This is a genomic window from Streptomyces sp. NBC_00190 (assembly GCF_036203305.1).
Classification (GTDB): domain Bacteria; phylum Actinomycetota; class Actinomycetes; order Streptomycetales; family Streptomycetaceae; genus Streptomyces.
The window spans coordinates 5,030,619-5,044,894 of record NZ_CP108131.1 but is presented as its reverse complement, the minus strand read 5'-3'; the positions used below and the strand labels follow the sequence as shown (position 1 = coordinate 5,044,894).

The 14,276-nt window shown below is 70.1% G+C and carries 16 protein-coding genes; 8 read left to right on the top strand and 8 right to left on the bottom strand.

Annotated elements, in window-relative coordinates:
* Window positions 1-81: 81 nt before the first annotated feature.
* Together OG429_RS24485 and OG429_RS24480 are read left to right on the top strand one after the other, a co-directional pair.
* Window positions 82-366 (top strand): serine hydrolase domain-containing protein, encoded by a 285-nt coding sequence (locus OG429_RS24485; RefSeq protein WP_328927411.1) that lies wholly within the window; start codon window positions 82-84, stop codon window positions 364-366.
* Entirely contained in the window at window positions 363-563 is a 201-nt protein-coding gene (locus tag OG429_RS24480; protein ID WP_328930568.1) for a hypothetical protein, read from the top strand. Before OG429_RS24485 ends, OG429_RS24480 begins: the two co-directional genes overlap by 4 nt.
* A gap of 33 nt (window positions 564-596) precedes the next feature.
* Here OG429_RS24480 and OG429_RS24475 read toward each other — a convergent pair whose 3' ends face one another.
* Entirely contained in the window at window positions 597-1,544 is a 948-nt protein-coding gene (locus tag OG429_RS24475; protein ID WP_328927410.1) for a hydrogen peroxide-inducible genes activator, read from the bottom strand.
* Between the two features lie 135 nt (window positions 1,545-1,679).
* Between OG429_RS24475 and OG429_RS24470 the strand changes: the two genes are divergently transcribed.
* Together OG429_RS24470 and OG429_RS24465 are read left to right on the top strand one after the other, a co-directional pair.
* Complete coding sequence (locus OG429_RS24470) at window positions 1,680-2,234, top strand: peroxiredoxin (RefSeq protein ID WP_328927409.1); 555 nt, start codon at window positions 1,680-1,682, stop codon at window positions 2,232-2,234.
* A 3-nt stretch (window positions 2,235-2,237) separates the two neighbouring features.
* The gene (locus OG429_RS24465; RefSeq protein ID WP_328927408.1) at window positions 2,238-2,777 is read left to right on the top strand and encodes an alkyl hydroperoxide reductase; all 540 of its coding nucleotides are present in this window, start codon (window positions 2,238-2,240) and stop codon (window positions 2,775-2,777) included.
* Window positions 2,778-2,837: 60 nt separating this feature from the next.
* Here OG429_RS24465 and OG429_RS24460 read toward each other — a convergent pair whose 3' ends face one another.
* The 5 genes from OG429_RS24460 to OG429_RS24440 form a co-directional block, all read right to left on the bottom strand.
* Window positions 2,838-3,515, bottom strand: a complete 678-nt coding sequence (locus OG429_RS24460) for a hypothetical protein (protein WP_328927407.1) — start codon at window positions 3,513-3,515, stop codon at window positions 2,838-2,840.
* Window positions 3,512-4,846 carry an AI-2E family transporter gene (locus OG429_RS24455; RefSeq protein ID WP_328927406.1) on the bottom strand — a complete coding sequence of 445 codons (1,335 nt, stop codon included), beginning with the start codon at window positions 4,844-4,846 and terminating at the stop codon, window positions 3,512-3,514. The genes OG429_RS24460 and OG429_RS24455 overlap by 4 nt, the downstream gene beginning before the upstream one ends.
* A 142-nt stretch (window positions 4,847-4,988) precedes the next feature.
* Window positions 4,989-5,693 (bottom strand): transglycosylase SLT domain-containing protein, encoded by a 705-nt coding sequence (locus OG429_RS24450; RefSeq protein ID WP_328927405.1) that lies wholly within the window; start codon window positions 5,691-5,693, stop codon window positions 4,989-4,991.
* 422 nt (window positions 5,694-6,115) lie between these two features.
* Window positions 6,116-7,432 carry a PhoH family protein gene (locus OG429_RS24445; RefSeq protein ID WP_328927404.1) on the bottom strand — a complete coding sequence of 439 codons (1,317 nt, stop codon included), beginning with the start codon at window positions 7,430-7,432 and terminating at the stop codon, window positions 6,116-6,118.
* A 336-nt stretch (window positions 7,433-7,768) separates the two neighbouring features.
* A complete protein-coding gene (locus OG429_RS24440; RefSeq protein ID WP_328927403.1) occupies window positions 7,769-8,530 on the bottom strand; it encodes an isoprenyl transferase in 762 nt (253 codons plus the stop codon).
* 127 nt (window positions 8,531-8,657) lie between these two features.
* Here OG429_RS24440 and mgrA point away from each other — a divergent pair, with 127 nt between their 5' ends.
* The gene (gene mgrA, locus OG429_RS24435) at window positions 8,658-9,695 is read left to right on the top strand and encodes an L-glyceraldehyde 3-phosphate reductase (protein WP_328927402.1); all 1,038 of its coding nucleotides are present in this window, start codon (window positions 8,658-8,660) and stop codon (window positions 9,693-9,695) included.
* Between the two features lie 132 nt (window positions 9,696-9,827).
* Here the strand turns inward: mgrA and OG429_RS24430 are convergent, their stop codons facing one another.
* Entirely contained in the window at window positions 9,828-10,553 is a 726-nt protein-coding gene (locus OG429_RS24430) for an A24 family peptidase (protein ID WP_328927401.1), read from the bottom strand.
* 106 nt (window positions 10,554-10,659) lie between these two features.
* Between OG429_RS24430 and OG429_RS24425 the strand changes: the two genes are divergently transcribed.
* From OG429_RS24425 to OG429_RS24415, 3 genes are all read left to right on the top strand, one after another.
* Window positions 10,660-11,028, top strand: coding sequence for a DUF192 domain-containing protein (locus OG429_RS24425; protein WP_328927400.1), 369 nt, complete (start codon window positions 10,660-10,662; stop codon window positions 11,026-11,028).
* 59 nt (window positions 11,029-11,087) lie between these two features.
* Window positions 11,088-11,705 carry an SMI1/KNR4 family protein gene (locus tag OG429_RS24420; protein ID WP_328927399.1) on the top strand — a complete coding sequence of 206 codons (618 nt, stop codon included), beginning with the start codon at window positions 11,088-11,090 and terminating at the stop codon, window positions 11,703-11,705.
* Between the two features lie 281 nt (window positions 11,706-11,986).
* Window positions 11,987-13,273 carry an extracellular solute-binding protein gene (locus OG429_RS24415; protein ID WP_328927398.1) on the top strand — a complete coding sequence of 429 codons (1,287 nt, stop codon included), beginning with the start codon at window positions 11,987-11,989 and terminating at the stop codon, window positions 13,271-13,273.
* Window positions 13,274-13,492: 219 nt separating this feature from the next.
* On the opposite strand, the gene OG429_RS24410 is transcribed toward OG429_RS24415, so the two are convergent.
* Window positions 13,493-14,131: a hypothetical protein gene (locus OG429_RS24410; protein WP_328927397.1), complete on the bottom strand. Its 639-nt coding sequence runs from the start codon at window positions 14,129-14,131 to the stop codon at window positions 13,493-13,495.
* Between the last annotated feature and the right edge of the window lie 145 nt (window positions 14,132-14,276).

Here is a 14,276-nt window from a genome sequence, read left to right as displayed (position 1 = left end):
TCTGCCCGGAATGGCCGTATGAGGCCTTCCTGATCGCGGCCGTCGGCCCTGAAGTCGATCGATCCCGCCTTCCAGGCCGCCGTGGACCGTGCGGCGAAGAAGCTCATGGTGCCCGGAGCCGTGGTCCTGCTCCGCACCCCGCAGGGGACCTTCCGCGCGATCACCGGCACGACGCAACGGGGCACGGCCGAGCCGCCGGACAGCGGCGACCGCCTCCGGATCGCCTCCGACACGAAGACCATGACGGCGGCGCTGATCACCCTGCTCGCCCAGGACGGCGAGCTCGGGTTGAGCGATCCGGTGTCCGCGTACGTCGCGGGGGTGCCGGGCGGCGGGAACATCACCATCGCCGACTGCCGAAGATGAGCAGCGGGCTCTACAACTACACCAGGGTCGGGCTGGGCACCGTACTGATGCGGATGGCCGCGGTCCCGGTACGGGTCGACTGGATGTCGGTCGCGGCGATGACCGGCATCGGCGCGGGTGTGGTCGCCCTGGTGACCCTGCTCAGCCTGCCGCCGCTGCTGCGCCTGATGCGCCCGGACGGCCTGCGCACGGAGTAGCCCCCGTACGCCCGTTCCCCACGGCCCCGTCCGCTAGTCGGTGAGCCACACCGGGAGCGGGCGTACGGCTTCGCGCAGTGCGCCGGCGATCGCCCGGAACTCCTCCTGCCGGGCCGTCCCCGTACGCATGGCCAGCGCGATCCGCCGGGACGGCGCGGGTTCGGCGAAGTACCCGGTGGCCAGGTACTCGTTGCGGGCGGTCTCCAGCCGCAGCGCGGTACGCGGCAACAGCGTGACGCCCAGGCCCCCGGCGACCAGCTGTACGAGGGTGGACAGCCCGGCGGCGGTCGTGGTGACGTCCGCCCCGTCGGTGCGCCCGGCCTCGCGGCAGATGTCCAGGGCCTGGTCGCGCAGGCAGTGCCCCTCGTCGAGCAACAGCAGCTGGAGGCCGCGCAGTTCCTCGCGCGGGATGTCCTTGCGCCCGGCCAGCGGATGCTCCCGCGGCGCCAGCAGGACGAAGTCCTCGTCGAAGACGGGCAGTTCGGTGACCCCGGGGACACCGAGCGGCACCGCGAGCAGCAGCAGGTCCAGCCGCCCGCCGGCCAGCCCCTCCAGCAGCGAGGCCGTCTGTTCCTCGTGCACCTGGAGGTCCATCCGCGGATAGCGCCGGTGGAACAGCCCGAGCACGGTCGGCAGCAGGTACGGCGCCACCGTGGGGATCACCCCGAGCCGCAGCGTCCCGGTGAAGGGGGCCCGTACCGCCTCGGCCTCCTCCAGCAGCCCGCCCATGGCGTCGAGCACCACCCGCGCCCGCGCCGCTATCCGCTCCCCGGCCGGGGACAGCAGCACCTTGCGGGTGGTGCGCTCCAGCAGCTGCACGCCGAGCGCCTCCTCCAGTGCGGACACGGCTCCGGACAGCGCGGGCTGGCTCATGCCGATGGCCGCGGCAGCGTCCCGGAAGTGCAGATGCTCGGCGACGGCCGCGAAGGCCCGCAACTGAGCGAGGGTCGGTTGCTTCGCTCCCCTATTACCCACAGCCACTGATAGGTACCTCCGATCACCTGACACAAGACTAGCTATTTCCGTAATCAATGCAGCTGTGCCAGCATGTGAGATCCGTCCAACCCTCTCGGAAATCCCCCAAAAGGGGCAATTTCCTATCTGCAAGGAGAGCACGTGCTCACTGTCGGCGACCAGTTCCCCACGTACGACCTGACCGCTTGTGTCTCGCTCGAAGCCGGATCCGAGTTCGCGCAGATCGACCACAAGACGTACGAGGGCAAGTGGAAGGTCGTCTTCGCCTGGCCTCTCGACTTCACTTTCGTGTGCCCGACGGAGATCGCCGCCTTCGGCAAGCTGAACGAGGAGTTCGCCGACCGCGACGCCCAGATCCTCGGCTTCTCGCTCGACTCCGAGTACGTCCACCACGCCTGGCGCAAGGACCACGCCGACCTGCGTGACCTGCCCTTCCCGATGATGTCCGACATCAAGCGCGAGCTCTCCACCGACCTCGGCATCCTCGGCCAGGACGGCCTCCCGATGCGCGCCGTCTTCATCGTGGACCCGAACAACGAGATCCAGTTCTCGATGGTGACCGCCGGTTCCGTGGGCCGTAACCCCAAGGAGGTCCTGCGGGTCCTCGACGCCCTGCAGACCGACGAGCTGTGCCCCTGCAACTGGAACAAGGGCGACAGCACCATCGACGCCGGTGCGCTGCTGGCCGGTGAGTGACGGATGTCCCTCGACTCCCTGAAGGCCGCCATACCGGACTTCGCCAAGGACCTGAAGCTGAACCTCGGCTCGGTCATCGGCAACCAGGACACCCTCTCGCAGCAGCAGCTGTGGGGCACCGTCCTGTCCTGCGCGATCGCCGCCCGCTCCCCGCGCGTCCTGCGTGAGCTGGAGCCGGAGGCGAAGGCGGCCCTGTCGCCGGAGGCGTACACCGCCGCCAAGTCCGCCGCCGCGGTCATGGGGATGAACAACGTCTTCTACCGCACCCGGCACCTGCTGTCCGACCCGGAGTACGGCACCCTGCGCGCCGGCCTGCGGATGAACGTCATCGGCAACCCGGGCGTGGAGAAGGTCGACTTCGAGCTGTGGTCGCTCGCGGTCTCCGCGATCAACGGCTGCGGCCAGTGCCTGGACTCGCACGAGCAGGTCCTGCGCAAGGCCGGTGTCGACCGGGAGACGGTCCAGGAGGCCTTCAAGATCGCCTCGGTGATCCAGGCCGTGGCCGTCACGCTCGACGCCGAGGCCGCCCTCGCCGCCGAGTAGCAGCGGCCGTACGGCGAACAGGGGCCCCGCGGCCGGGAACGGCCGCGGGGCCCCTGTCGTTCACCTCTTCAGCGTGGCCATCAGCGTGCGCACGTCCTCGATCATCGCCGCCTTGACGGCGTCCTCGTCCGGTGCGGGCGAGTCCAGCTCCCCGTACCAGCTGATCGTGAGCGTGAAGACCGCGCCGCCGTCCAGCACTTGGATCCGGTTCCCCCTGACCGAACGGCTGATCAGTGCCCGCTCGCCGAGCCCGGGCACCTGCTCCGTGCCCGCCGTCTCGTCCCAGACGTTCGACAGGGACTCGGGAGCGGCACCGAACTCCGCGCGCGGGTCCGTCTTCTTGTGCAACTGGACCAGCGCCTCGGCCCCGTACCTCATGCTGTCTTCGGTGGGATACGTGTTGTACATGCAGTACGACCAGTCCATCGCGGGGTGCTCGCCGTGGCGCGGGACGTCCCCGCTGAGCTTCGTGGTGGCCATGGCGACCGCGCTCAGCGACGCCTCCTTGCAGAGGTCCTCCGCGTGCCGGTACGCGACCTCTGGCGCGCCGCTGAATCGATCCTGCGACACGGCCAGCGTCCCGGCCCACACCGCCGAGGCCACCAGCGCCCCGCCCAGTGCCCACAGCCACGGCCGCGCGGGCCGTCGTACGGGCTCACCCGGCGCGTCCGGCTGCGCCTGCCCGGCGGGCAGGGCGTCGGGCCCCCACTCCCCGTCGAGCTCGGGCTCGCCGATCACCGCTGCCCCGGGTCCGCCTGGCTCAGCGCGGTCGCCCCGTGCGGCGAGGGGCCGACCGAGGTGGCGTCGTGCAGGAGTTGCTCGCGCGAGTACGCCCTCAGGTAGCCCACCACCGTGTTGGTGACCGCGACCAGCGGTACGGCGACGACGGCTCCGCCGATGCCCGCGATCATCCCGCCGGCCGCCACGGCGAGCACCACCGCGAGCGGGTGCACCCGCACCGCCCGGCCCAGGATGAAGGGCTGGAGCACGTGCCCCTCGATCTGCTGCACGGCCAGCACCACGAGCAGCACCATCAGCGCGGTGAACACGCCCTGGGTCACGAGCGCCACGACCACCGCGAGTGCGCCCGAGACCACCGCGCCCACGAGCGGGATGAAGGCGAACAGGAAGATGAAGACGGCCAGCGGCACGGCCATCGGCACCTTGAGGAAGTAGAGGCCGAGGCCGATGAAGGTGGCGTCGATGAGCGCGACGAGGACGGTGCCGCGTACGTACGCGGTCAGCGTGCGCCAGGCGCGCGGACCGGCTCCCGCCACTCCGGGCCGGGCGGTGGCCGGGACGAGACCGAGCGTCCACTCCCAGATGCGCTTGCCGTCGTAGAGCAGGAACAGCGTCGAGAACATCGCGAGCAGCATCCCGGTCAGGACCTCGACGAGCACCGTCACGCCTTGCAGGCCGGCGGAGGTGATCTGCTCGGTGTTGGTGCCGATGGTCTCGCTGAGGTTCTTCGCGATGTCGGTGATCTGCTTCTCGGTCACGTGGAACGGACTGTCCAGTGCCCAGAGTTTCAGTTCGTTGATTCCGTCGCGGACCCGGTCGGACAGGTCGTCGAGGTTCTCCATGACCTGCCAGACCACGAACCAGCCGACCAGCCCGATGACCACGAAGCCGAGGATCGCGGTGACGGCGGTGGCGAGGCCGCGCGGCAGGCCGAGGCGGCGCAGCCGGACCACGAAGGGCTGGAGCAGCGCGGTGACCAGCATGGCGGCGGCGAACGCGAGGACGACCAGGCGGACTTCGCTGATCACCTTCATCAGCACCCAGAGCATTCCGGCCAGGAGCAGCAGCCGCCAGCTGACCTCGGCGGCCACCCGCATGCCCCACGGAACCACGGTCACCGGGTCGGGGCGTTCGGGTACCGCCGGGACGACGGCGGCGGGAGCGGCGGATCCCGGCCCCGCGGCTGCCTGCGCCCGGTCGGCCGCGACGGGGAGCGGCGAAACGCCCCTGGCCTCGGCCTCGACCTCGGCCCGCCGTTCGTCGAGCCGCGCCTCCATCCGGTTCAGCTTGCTCCCGAGCCGGCCGAGCCAGCCTGCCCTCTTCGACATGTCGTTCCCTTCCCCCCGCCCACTGGTCACACCTCGAAAGACCGTACACGCGAGGAGCCCCGCGCCGTAGGACGGTGCGGGGCTCTCCGAGGTTGAGCGGGGGTGCGGCGGGCACTGCCGGTCGGCGGCCGCCGCCCGGTGGCTAGTACCAGCCGTTGGCCTGGTGGAAGCTCCAGGCGCTGCACGCGCTGCCGTACCGGTCGTTCATGTAGTTCAGGCCCCACTTGATCTGCGTGGCGGGGTTGGTGCGCCAGTCGGCACCGGCCGAGGCCATCTTCGAGCCCGGGAGCGCCTGGACCAGACCGTAGGCACCCGAGGACGAGTTGACGGCCTTGTAGTTCCAGGTGGATTCCTCGTTGATGATGTTCGAGAAGCACTGGAACTGGCCGGAGGGCACCATCTGCTGGGCGATGGCCTTGACCTGCGCGACCGTGTAGGAGCTCTGGACCGCGAAGTCGCCGGCGTCGCGGGCGGCGGACCGGCTGGCGATCTGGTCCTTCTCCTCGCGTTCCCGCTTGGCCTTGGCGTCCGCCTCCGCCTTGGCCTTCTCCGCTTCCGCCTTCTTGGACTTGGCGTCCTCGGCGGCCTGGACACGGGCTGCCTCCTCGGCCGAGCGCTTGGCGTCGGCGTCGGCGGCGTGGGCGATGGCGTCGGCCTGCTGGGTCAGGGACCCGCTCTGGACCTCAGCCTGGTCGCCGACCGGGATGTCAGTGAGGAGAGTCGCGCCGGACGCCGTCGTTTCGAGATCGTTCGTGGGGTCGCCAGTGGCAACGCCAACGACTGCGCCGACGGTGGTGACCGCGGTGGCCGAAGCCACTGCGAACCCCCGGACCGAGATCCGGCTCACATGATGTCCTTCCAGCAACGTCCGCAGTGACCGCGCGGGCGCGAGAGTGCCCCTCGACACTGGCCTCCGTGGTTCTGCGGTCACTGGAGACGCGGGCCCGTGGCAGCTCCCTCGCGGGGGCTGCACGTGAAACTCCGGGCGGCATACGGCGATCGGCTGTGGAGTTGTGGTGCTGCGCGTACCTCACGGGTGGTACCGGAGATACAACTGTGCCGTATGCGGGGCCTGACGGAAAACAGACTCTGCCGGACCTCGGCGCCGCAGGGCAATTCTGTGCTGCGTGTGAAAGGTCACACCTGGGATGCCCCTGTTGTTTTGGCGAAAGGGCTGTGCAGCACGACGCCGCCCGGCTAGGCTCTCGGGCCTTTGCCGGGCGGCGCCAACTCACCTTCCCGCTATGGGGGTTTTGCCCCCTGTGTGCGCTACAGCGATTCGAGCATCTCGGTGACGAGTGCGGCGATCGGGGAGCGCTCGGAGCGGTTCAGCGTGACGTGAGCGAAGAGCGGATGCCCCTTCAGCTTCTCAACGACGGCGACGACTCCGTCGTACCGGCCGACCCGCAGATTGTCCCGCTGGGCCACGTCGTGGGTCAGAACGACCCGCGAATTCGCCCCGATTCGGGACAGAACGGTCAGCAGGACGTTCCGCTCCAGCGACTGGGCCTCGTCCACGATCACGAAGGCGTCGTGCAACGAGCGGCCGCGGATGTGCGTGAGCGGCAGGACCTCCAGCATCCCGCGGTTCAGCACCTCCTCGATGACCTCCCGCCCGGCGACCGCCGAGAGGGTGTCGAAGACCGCCTGCGCCCAGGGACTCATCTTCTCGTTTGCATCCCCGGGCAGGTAGCCGAGGTCCTGGCCGCCCACCGCGTACAGCGGCCGGAAGACCATCACCTTCTGGTGCTGGCGCCGCTCCAGTACGGCCTCCAGGCCCGCGCAGAGCGCCAGCGCCGACTTTCCGGTGCCGGCCCGGCCGCCCATCGAGATGATCCCGATCTCGGGGTCGAGGAGGAGGTCCAGGGCGATGCGCTGCTCGGCGCTGCGGCCGTGCAGCCCGAAGGCCTCGCGGTCGCCCCGTACGAGCCTCACGTTGCCGTCGGCCGTGACCCGGCCGAGCGCCTTGCCGCGCTCGGACTGCAGGACCAGCCCGGTGTGCACGGGCAGCTCGGCGGCCTCCGGGACGTAGAGCCGCTCCTCCGAGTAGAGGAGGTCCACCTGTTCCCCGGAGAGGGCGAGTTCGCTCATGCCGGTCCAGCCGGCGTCCGTGATGGCGAGCTCCGCCCGGTACTCCTCGGCCAGCAGGCCCACGGAGGAGGCCTTGATGCGCAGCGGGAGATCCTTCGAGACCACCGTGACGTCGTAGCCCTCGGCCTGGAGATTGCGGGCGACCGCGAGGATCCGCGAGTCGTTGTCCCCCAGTCGGAAGCCGGCGGGCAGGACACCCGGGTCGGAGTGGTTGAGCTCGACACGCAGGGTGCCGCCCAGATCGCCCAGCGGGATGGGGGCGTCGAGGCGTCCGTTCCGGACCCGGAAGTCGTCGAGCAGGCGCAGGGCCTGGCGCGCGAAGTAGCCGAGTTCGGGATGGTGCCTCTTTGCCTCCAGCTCGGTGATCACCACGATCGGGAGCACGACCTCGTGCTCGTCGAAGCGGGTGATCGCGTTGGGGTCTGCCAGCAGGACGCTGGTGTCGAGGACGTAGGTCCGCCTGTCGGGCAGGCGGCGCTTTGTGCTGGTCACCACGGAAGGACGTACCCCCTCGGAAGAGGTCGGGCCATGAAGACCGGACCGGTCATCGGCACCCATGCCGGGGCCGATTTCCGGCCCTCCCACTTCGTCCGTGCGAACCGCACGTGCGTCCTGGTGCAAAGGGCCTCCCGGGCGGACGACCCCATGCCGTCCGCTGAGATTCGACACCCGTGGATCGGACGTCGACCTGAAAGGGGTATTCCCAGATCAGGCCAGGCCATGCCATGGCATATGACGGACGCTCTGTGAATCCCAGGTGAAGGCTTGGGAAGGAGGGGACGACTGTGACCGAGGGGGCGTCGGAGGACACCCCGGGTGAATCAGGATGAATCAGGTGCCGTAGCGCCGGTGGCGGGCGGCGTAGTCGCGCAGGGCCCGGAGGAAGTCGACCTTGCGGAAGGCCGGCCAGAAGACCTCGCAGAAGTAGTACTCGGAGTGGGCGCTCTGCCAGAGCATGAATCCGGACAGCCGCTGCTCGCCACTGGTGCGGATCACGAGGTCCGGGTCGGGCTGGCCGCGCGTGTAGAGGTGCTCGGCGATGTGGTCGATGTCCAGGATCTCGGCGAGCTCCTCGAAGGAGGTGCCCTTCTGCGCGTGCTCCAGGAGCAGCGAGCGGACCGCGTCGGCGATCTCCTGGCGGCCGCCGTAGCCGACGGCGACATTGACGAGTATCCCGTCGATGTCGTGCGTGGCCTGCTCGGCCTCCTTCAGCACGGTCTGCGTCTGGGCGGGCAGGATGTCGAGGTTGCCGACGTGGTGGACACGCCAGCGGCCGTCCGCGGCGAGGCCCCGCACGGTGTTCTCGATGATGTTGAGCAGCGGGCGGAGCTCGACCTCCGGCCGGTCCAGGTTGTCCGTGGAGAGCATCCACAGGGTGACGACCTCGACGTCGGTCTCGGTGCACCAGCCCAGCATCTCGGAGATCTTGTCGGCCCCGGCCTGGTGGCCCTGTTCCGTCGTACCTCCGGACGCCTTCGCCCAGCGCCGGTTCCCGTCCAGGATGACGCCGATGTGCTTGGGCGCCGCGTCATGGTCGAGGCGGCCTTCCACCCGGCGTGCGTAGAGCCTGTACACCAGGTCGCGCAGCTTCACGATCTTCCAGCCCCTCCGTGCAATGCCCCCGTGCGAATTGCGGTCTCCCCCGAGGCGGCCACATTACTGCGCGGTGAGAGGGGGTACCCAATTCGGTCTGTCACAACTCCGTGATAGGGAGGACAACGTGACTGATACCAATCCCTATCGGGCAGAGCCCTCGCGCTACGACTCCATGGAGTACCGGCGCACCGGCCACAGCGGCCTCAAGCTCCCCGCCGTCTCGCTCGGCCTCTGGCACAACTTCGGCGACGACAAGTCCCTGGAGTCCCAGCGGGCGATCCTTCGCCGGGCCTTCGACCTCGGCATCACCCACTTCGACCTGGCGAACAACTACGGCCCGCCGCCCGGCTCGGCCGAGATCAACTTCGGCAAGATCTTTTCGCGGGACTTCGCGTCCTACCGCGACGAGCTGATCCTGTCGACCAAGGCCGGCTACCTGATGCACCCGGGGCCGTACGGCGAGTGGGGCAGCCGGAAGTACCTCCTCAGCTCGCTGGACGCCTCGCTGAAGCGGATGGGCGTGGACTACGTCGACGTCTTCTACTCGCACCGCTTCGACCCGGAGACCCCGCTGGAGGAGACGATGGGCGCCCTGGCGTCCGCCGTCCAGCAGGGCAAGGCGCTCTACGTCGGCGTCTCCTCGTACACCGCGGAGCAGACGGCCGAGGCGGTGCGGATCCTGCGCGGGATGGGGGTGCGTCCGCTGATCCACCAGCCCTCGTACTCCATGATCAACCGCTGGACGGAGGAGGACGGGCTGCTGGACACCCTGGAGGACGCCGGCATGGGCTGCATCTCCTTCGCGCCGCTGGCGCAGGGGCTGCTGACGGGCAAGTACCTCAAGGAGATCCCGGCGGGCTCGCGGGCCACGCAGGGCAAGTCCCTCGACCCGGGCATGCTCTCCGACGAGGTGCTCCGCCGGCTGAACGGGCTGAACGGCATCGCCGCGCGGCGCGGTCAGTCGCTGGCGCAGCTGGCGCTGAAGTGGGTGCTCCGCGACGACCGGATGACCTCGGCCCTGATCGGCGCGTCGAGCGTGAAGCAGCTGGAGGAGAACGTGGCCGCGCTGGGCGGAGATCCGCTCTCCGAGGCCGAGTTGAAGGAGATCGACTCCTTCGCGGTGTCCACCCCCGGCACCAACCTCTGGGCCCAGCGCGGCTGACCTGCGCATTTGCCCGAAGGGTGCGGAGAACAAAAAACGGGCCGGTCCGTGGGGGGGATACGGACCGGCCCGAGGGGGGGGGTTCCACCATAACCCTTCGTAAAGCGTTATGCGTGCATTGGCGCGACACGATTACGCTCCGAAACCACCCAGCAGCACTCCGGTGAGTGCTCCGGCCGCCATGAAAGGGCCGAAGGCGAAACTCTGCTTGCGGGTCGCGGGGCCGCGCAGCACAAGGGACAGGCCGTACAGGGCCCCGTAGAAAAGGCCCAGGAAGGCCCCCGCGACCCATACCCCCCACCCGTACCACCCAAGAGCGACCCCCAGCGAGAGCGCCAGCTTGACGTCGCCGAAGCCCATACCGCCGGGGTTGATCAGGAACAGCACGAGGTACCCGGCGGCGAGCAGGCCCCCGCCGAGCAGCGCGCGCTGCCAGTCGCCTCCGGCGCGGGGCAGGAGGGCTGCCGACCCGAGCCCGGCGGCGACCGCGGCGGCGAGCGGCAGCGTCAGTACGTCGGGGAGCCGGTGCACGGCGCGGTCGACGAGGGCGAGCAGCACGAGCGCCGGGGCGAGGCCGATGTAGGCCACGGCCTCGGGGCGCGCCCCGACGGCCGCTCCCAGGGCGGCGCAGACCGCCCCGGTGAGGGCGGCGAGGGGGGCGGCGTGCCTGCCGTACGCGTGGCGCGCGGTGAACCGGCAGCGGGCCGGGCCGAGCCAACCGGGCAGCGCGTGGCCCTGCGGGCAGCGCTCGCGCCAGGGTTCCCCCGGCTCGACGGAGAGCCGGTACGCGGCGCGCGGCAGCAGCAGCCCGGCGGCGGTCCCGTACGCGGCGGCGAGAACGATCACGATGACGCCCATCCGGCGACGGTAGGGCCGGCCGGCGGTCGCGGCATAGCCCCGCCGCGACCTGGGCGGGGGCCGGCGGGGCCTGGGCGGGGCCCGGGGCAGCCCTTAGGCTGCCGCCATGGCGAACTGGCGGGACGGCGAGGGCCTCCTCGGGGTCGGGGCGGTGACGGTTCCGCTGGAGGTCGCCGCCTCGTACGGAGCCCGGACGCGGGGGCTGCTCGGACGGGACGGGATCGACGGGGCCATGCTGCTCACCCCGGCGGCGAGCGTGCACACCTTCCGGATGCGGTTCGCCATCGACGTGGCGTACCTCGGCAGGGACCTCGACGTGCTCGCCGTCGTCACGATGGCCCCCGGACGCCTCGGGCTGCCCCGGCTCCGGTCGCGGCACGTCCTGGAGGCCGAGGCCGGGGCGATGGCCGGGTGGGGACTGCGGGTCGGGACCACCGTGAACCTGGACGTACCCGGGCGTCTCACGCGCGGGTAGGCGGGGCCCCGCGCCGGCGGTAGGTTGGGGCGGTTGAGCTGGGGTGTCAGGGGAGCGGCATGACGGAGAACGCGCACATCAAGGCGCTGGAGCAGATCATGCCGGCGACGCACGGCGCCGACGAGGACATCGACTGGCAGGCGGCCGAGGCGGCCTGGGGCACCCGGTTCCCGGCGGATTTCGTGGCCTTCATGGGCCGCTTCGGCGCCGGATCCATCAATGGCGAGGCGAGCATCCTGCTGCCGCTCCCCAAGCCGGGCCTCCAGTGGGACCCGGCCGAGATGGCCGAGGAGACCGACAACGCCCGCCAGGCCTGGGAGGCGGAGGGCGGCCGGTCCGCCTTCGACGTGGACCCGGAGTCGATCATCGCCTGGGGCGTGACCGGCGGGTCCGACATCCTCTGCTGGCTCACCTCCGATCCCGACCCGGACCGGTGGCCGGTTCTGGTGTGCGGACGGCACACCGCCGACGCGTTCGCGGTGTACCCGTACGGAATGGCCGAATTCCTCCACCGGCTCTGCTCCGACGAGTTCGACGTGAGCCCGGTCAGCATCACCTTCTGGGACGGCGGCCACCTCAGCTTCGTCCACTGGCGCAAGGCCCAGCGCCGATGGCAGGAGGGCCGCAACCCCGAGACGGGCGAGCCCGACCCGTACGCGGGCGAGTTCGCCGACTAGCCGACGACTAGCCGACCGGTACCCGTCAGACCCGCCGAGCCCGTTCCACTACCGGAAACGGGCTTTTCGGCATGTCTACGCGCGTCCGCTTTGTCGATCACATATCGGAAAACACCAGCCGGAAAAGCGGCAGTTGGAGCATTGCCCACAAGTGCGGCCCCAATGGAATCAATCGCCCGTCCCCAGGAGAGAATTCCGGCCAACGGGCCATGGATGGACACCCCGCCCGGAGCAACTCATAAGTAATAACGGGATCCAAAGAAAATCAGGGGAATACACCCGTGCGACGAAGAATTTTCGGCGCGGCCTCCACCACGGTCGTGCTCGGTCTGCTGATACCTCTGGCCGGATGCGGAGGTTCCGGAGACAGCGCAGGTGGCGACGGCACGCTGCACCTCATCGCCGCGGAATACGGCGATACTCCGGCCACCAGCTCGAAGGCTTTCTGGGACAAGGTGACGGACGATTTCGCCTCCGCCCACCCCGGTATCAAGGTCGAGGTGAAGCTCCTTCCGTGGGCCGACATCGACCGCGAGGTCTCCCGTATGGTCAAGGCCGGGAAAGCACCGGACATGGCCCTCATGGGCGCGTACTCGGACTTCGCGGCGCAGGGCAAGCTCTATTCCGCGGACGAACTGCTGTCGGTCAGCGCCGAGGCGAACTTCCTCCAGCCGCTCGCCGAGGCCGGCACCGTCGGCAACGCCCTCTACGGCCTGCCCTTCGTGGCGAGCAGCCGCCTCCTGTTCTACAACGAGGCGCTGTTCAAGCAGGCCGGCGTCAGTACTCCGCCCAAGACCTGGTCCGACCTCAAGTCCGCGGCCGGCAAGCTCAAGGACAAGGGCGTGAAGTTCCCGTACGCCCTGCCCCTGGGCCCGGAGGAGGCGCACGCCGAGGCGATGATCTGGGAGCTGAGCAACGGCGGCGGCTACGCCGACAGCAGCGGCAACTACAGCCTGGCCTCCGACCAGAACGTCGACACCTGGAACTGGGTCAAGAGCCAGCTGGTCGCCCCCGGGCTCACCGGCCCCACCCCGCCCTCCCAGCTCAACCGTGCCGATGCCTTCGCCGCCTTCCTGAAGGGCGAGGTCGGCATGCTCAACGGCTATCCCTCGCTCCTCCACGAGGCGCGCGGCAAGGGCATCGGCGTCGGCGCCGTCACCATGCCGGTCTCGGACACCCTCGGCTCCGGGGAGAGCCCGCCGACCGTGGGCGTGGCCGACTGGATGATGGCCTTCAAGCAGAACGGCCACCGTGCCGAGATCGGCACGTTCCTGGAGTTCCTCTACCAGGACAAGAACCTGTCGGACTTCGCCAACCGCTACCACCTGCTGCCGTCCACCGTCACCGCCTCGCGCCCCCAGGCCGGCGGCGGCCTCGACAAGAACGACCAGCAGTTCCTGACCGCGCTCTACGGTGCCCAGCTCTACCCGGTGAACGACCCGTCCTGGGTGACGGTCAGCGACACCATCAAGCGCAACATCGGACGCGCGGTGGAACCGAACGGAGACGCCAAGGGCGTCCTGGAGGGCATCGCCGCCCAGGCGAACGAGGCCTCCAAGAAGCACTGACGAACACCGGAACACCGAAGTTCCCCCGCGACACGGGACCTTCGCCCCGTGCCGCAGCCCACCCCATGCGGCACCATGGCCACTGCGGCTCTTGATCCAAGGCCGCCGGCCCAGTCGCCCGCCGAGCACCCACAAGGTGCGCGGGGCGGCCGGCCTCGACTCCGCGCCGGCGCCTCCGGTGCCCCCGCCGCCCTGGCTGCCCACCCGCCCTGGCCGGCTCTAGCGCCCCTGCTGCCCTTGCTTCCCTTGCTCCTCGGAGAACGCCGTCCGGTACTGCTCGCAGCTGGAGTCCCAGCGCAGCGTGCCCGTGAGCGTCCCGTAGCCGGAGCGCGTCACCGACCACTCCACCGTGTACTCCCCGCTGTCGCAGGCGATCCGCTTGCCGCCCGCGATCTTCTCCCGCCCCGTCGCCGGCTTCCCGGCCAGCTCCTGGCGCACCTCCCCCGCCTTGGCGCCCTTGGCGCTGCGCAGCACGGCGTGCACGACGATCGGGTGCGCGCCCTCCTTGGTCGTCATCGCCTTCTTCACGAGCGTCGAGTCGGACACCGACCAGGCGAACTCGTACGAGGGCTGCCACGCGAGCGTCTTCAGGTCCGGTACCTGCCGCTCGTAGCCCGGGGCCGCGGAGGGGCCCGGGCGGGTGACCGTCCGGTACATGATCCCGGGGTGGAAGCGGAACTGCCCCTCCACCTTGTGCATTTCGTCCTTGGTCCACATCGACTTCATGGTCTTCTCGCCGCCTGCCGGGTCCTGGAGGTACGCCGTACCCTCCGCGGCGGTGGCCGCCTGGCCGAGGGCGGGAGCGAGGGCCGCGGCGGTGGTCACGAGGGCGAGGGCGGCGATGCGGGTGCGCTTCATGCCCGCTCCAACGGGCCCCCGCGGTGGGCCGGAACGACGCCTGACGTGCTTTCACCCGTACGGGAGGCCCGGCCGTACCGCCCCCGGTGCCGGAATACCGGCTGATCAACTCCCGTTGTGAACCTCGGCGGGCGGCATCGGCACG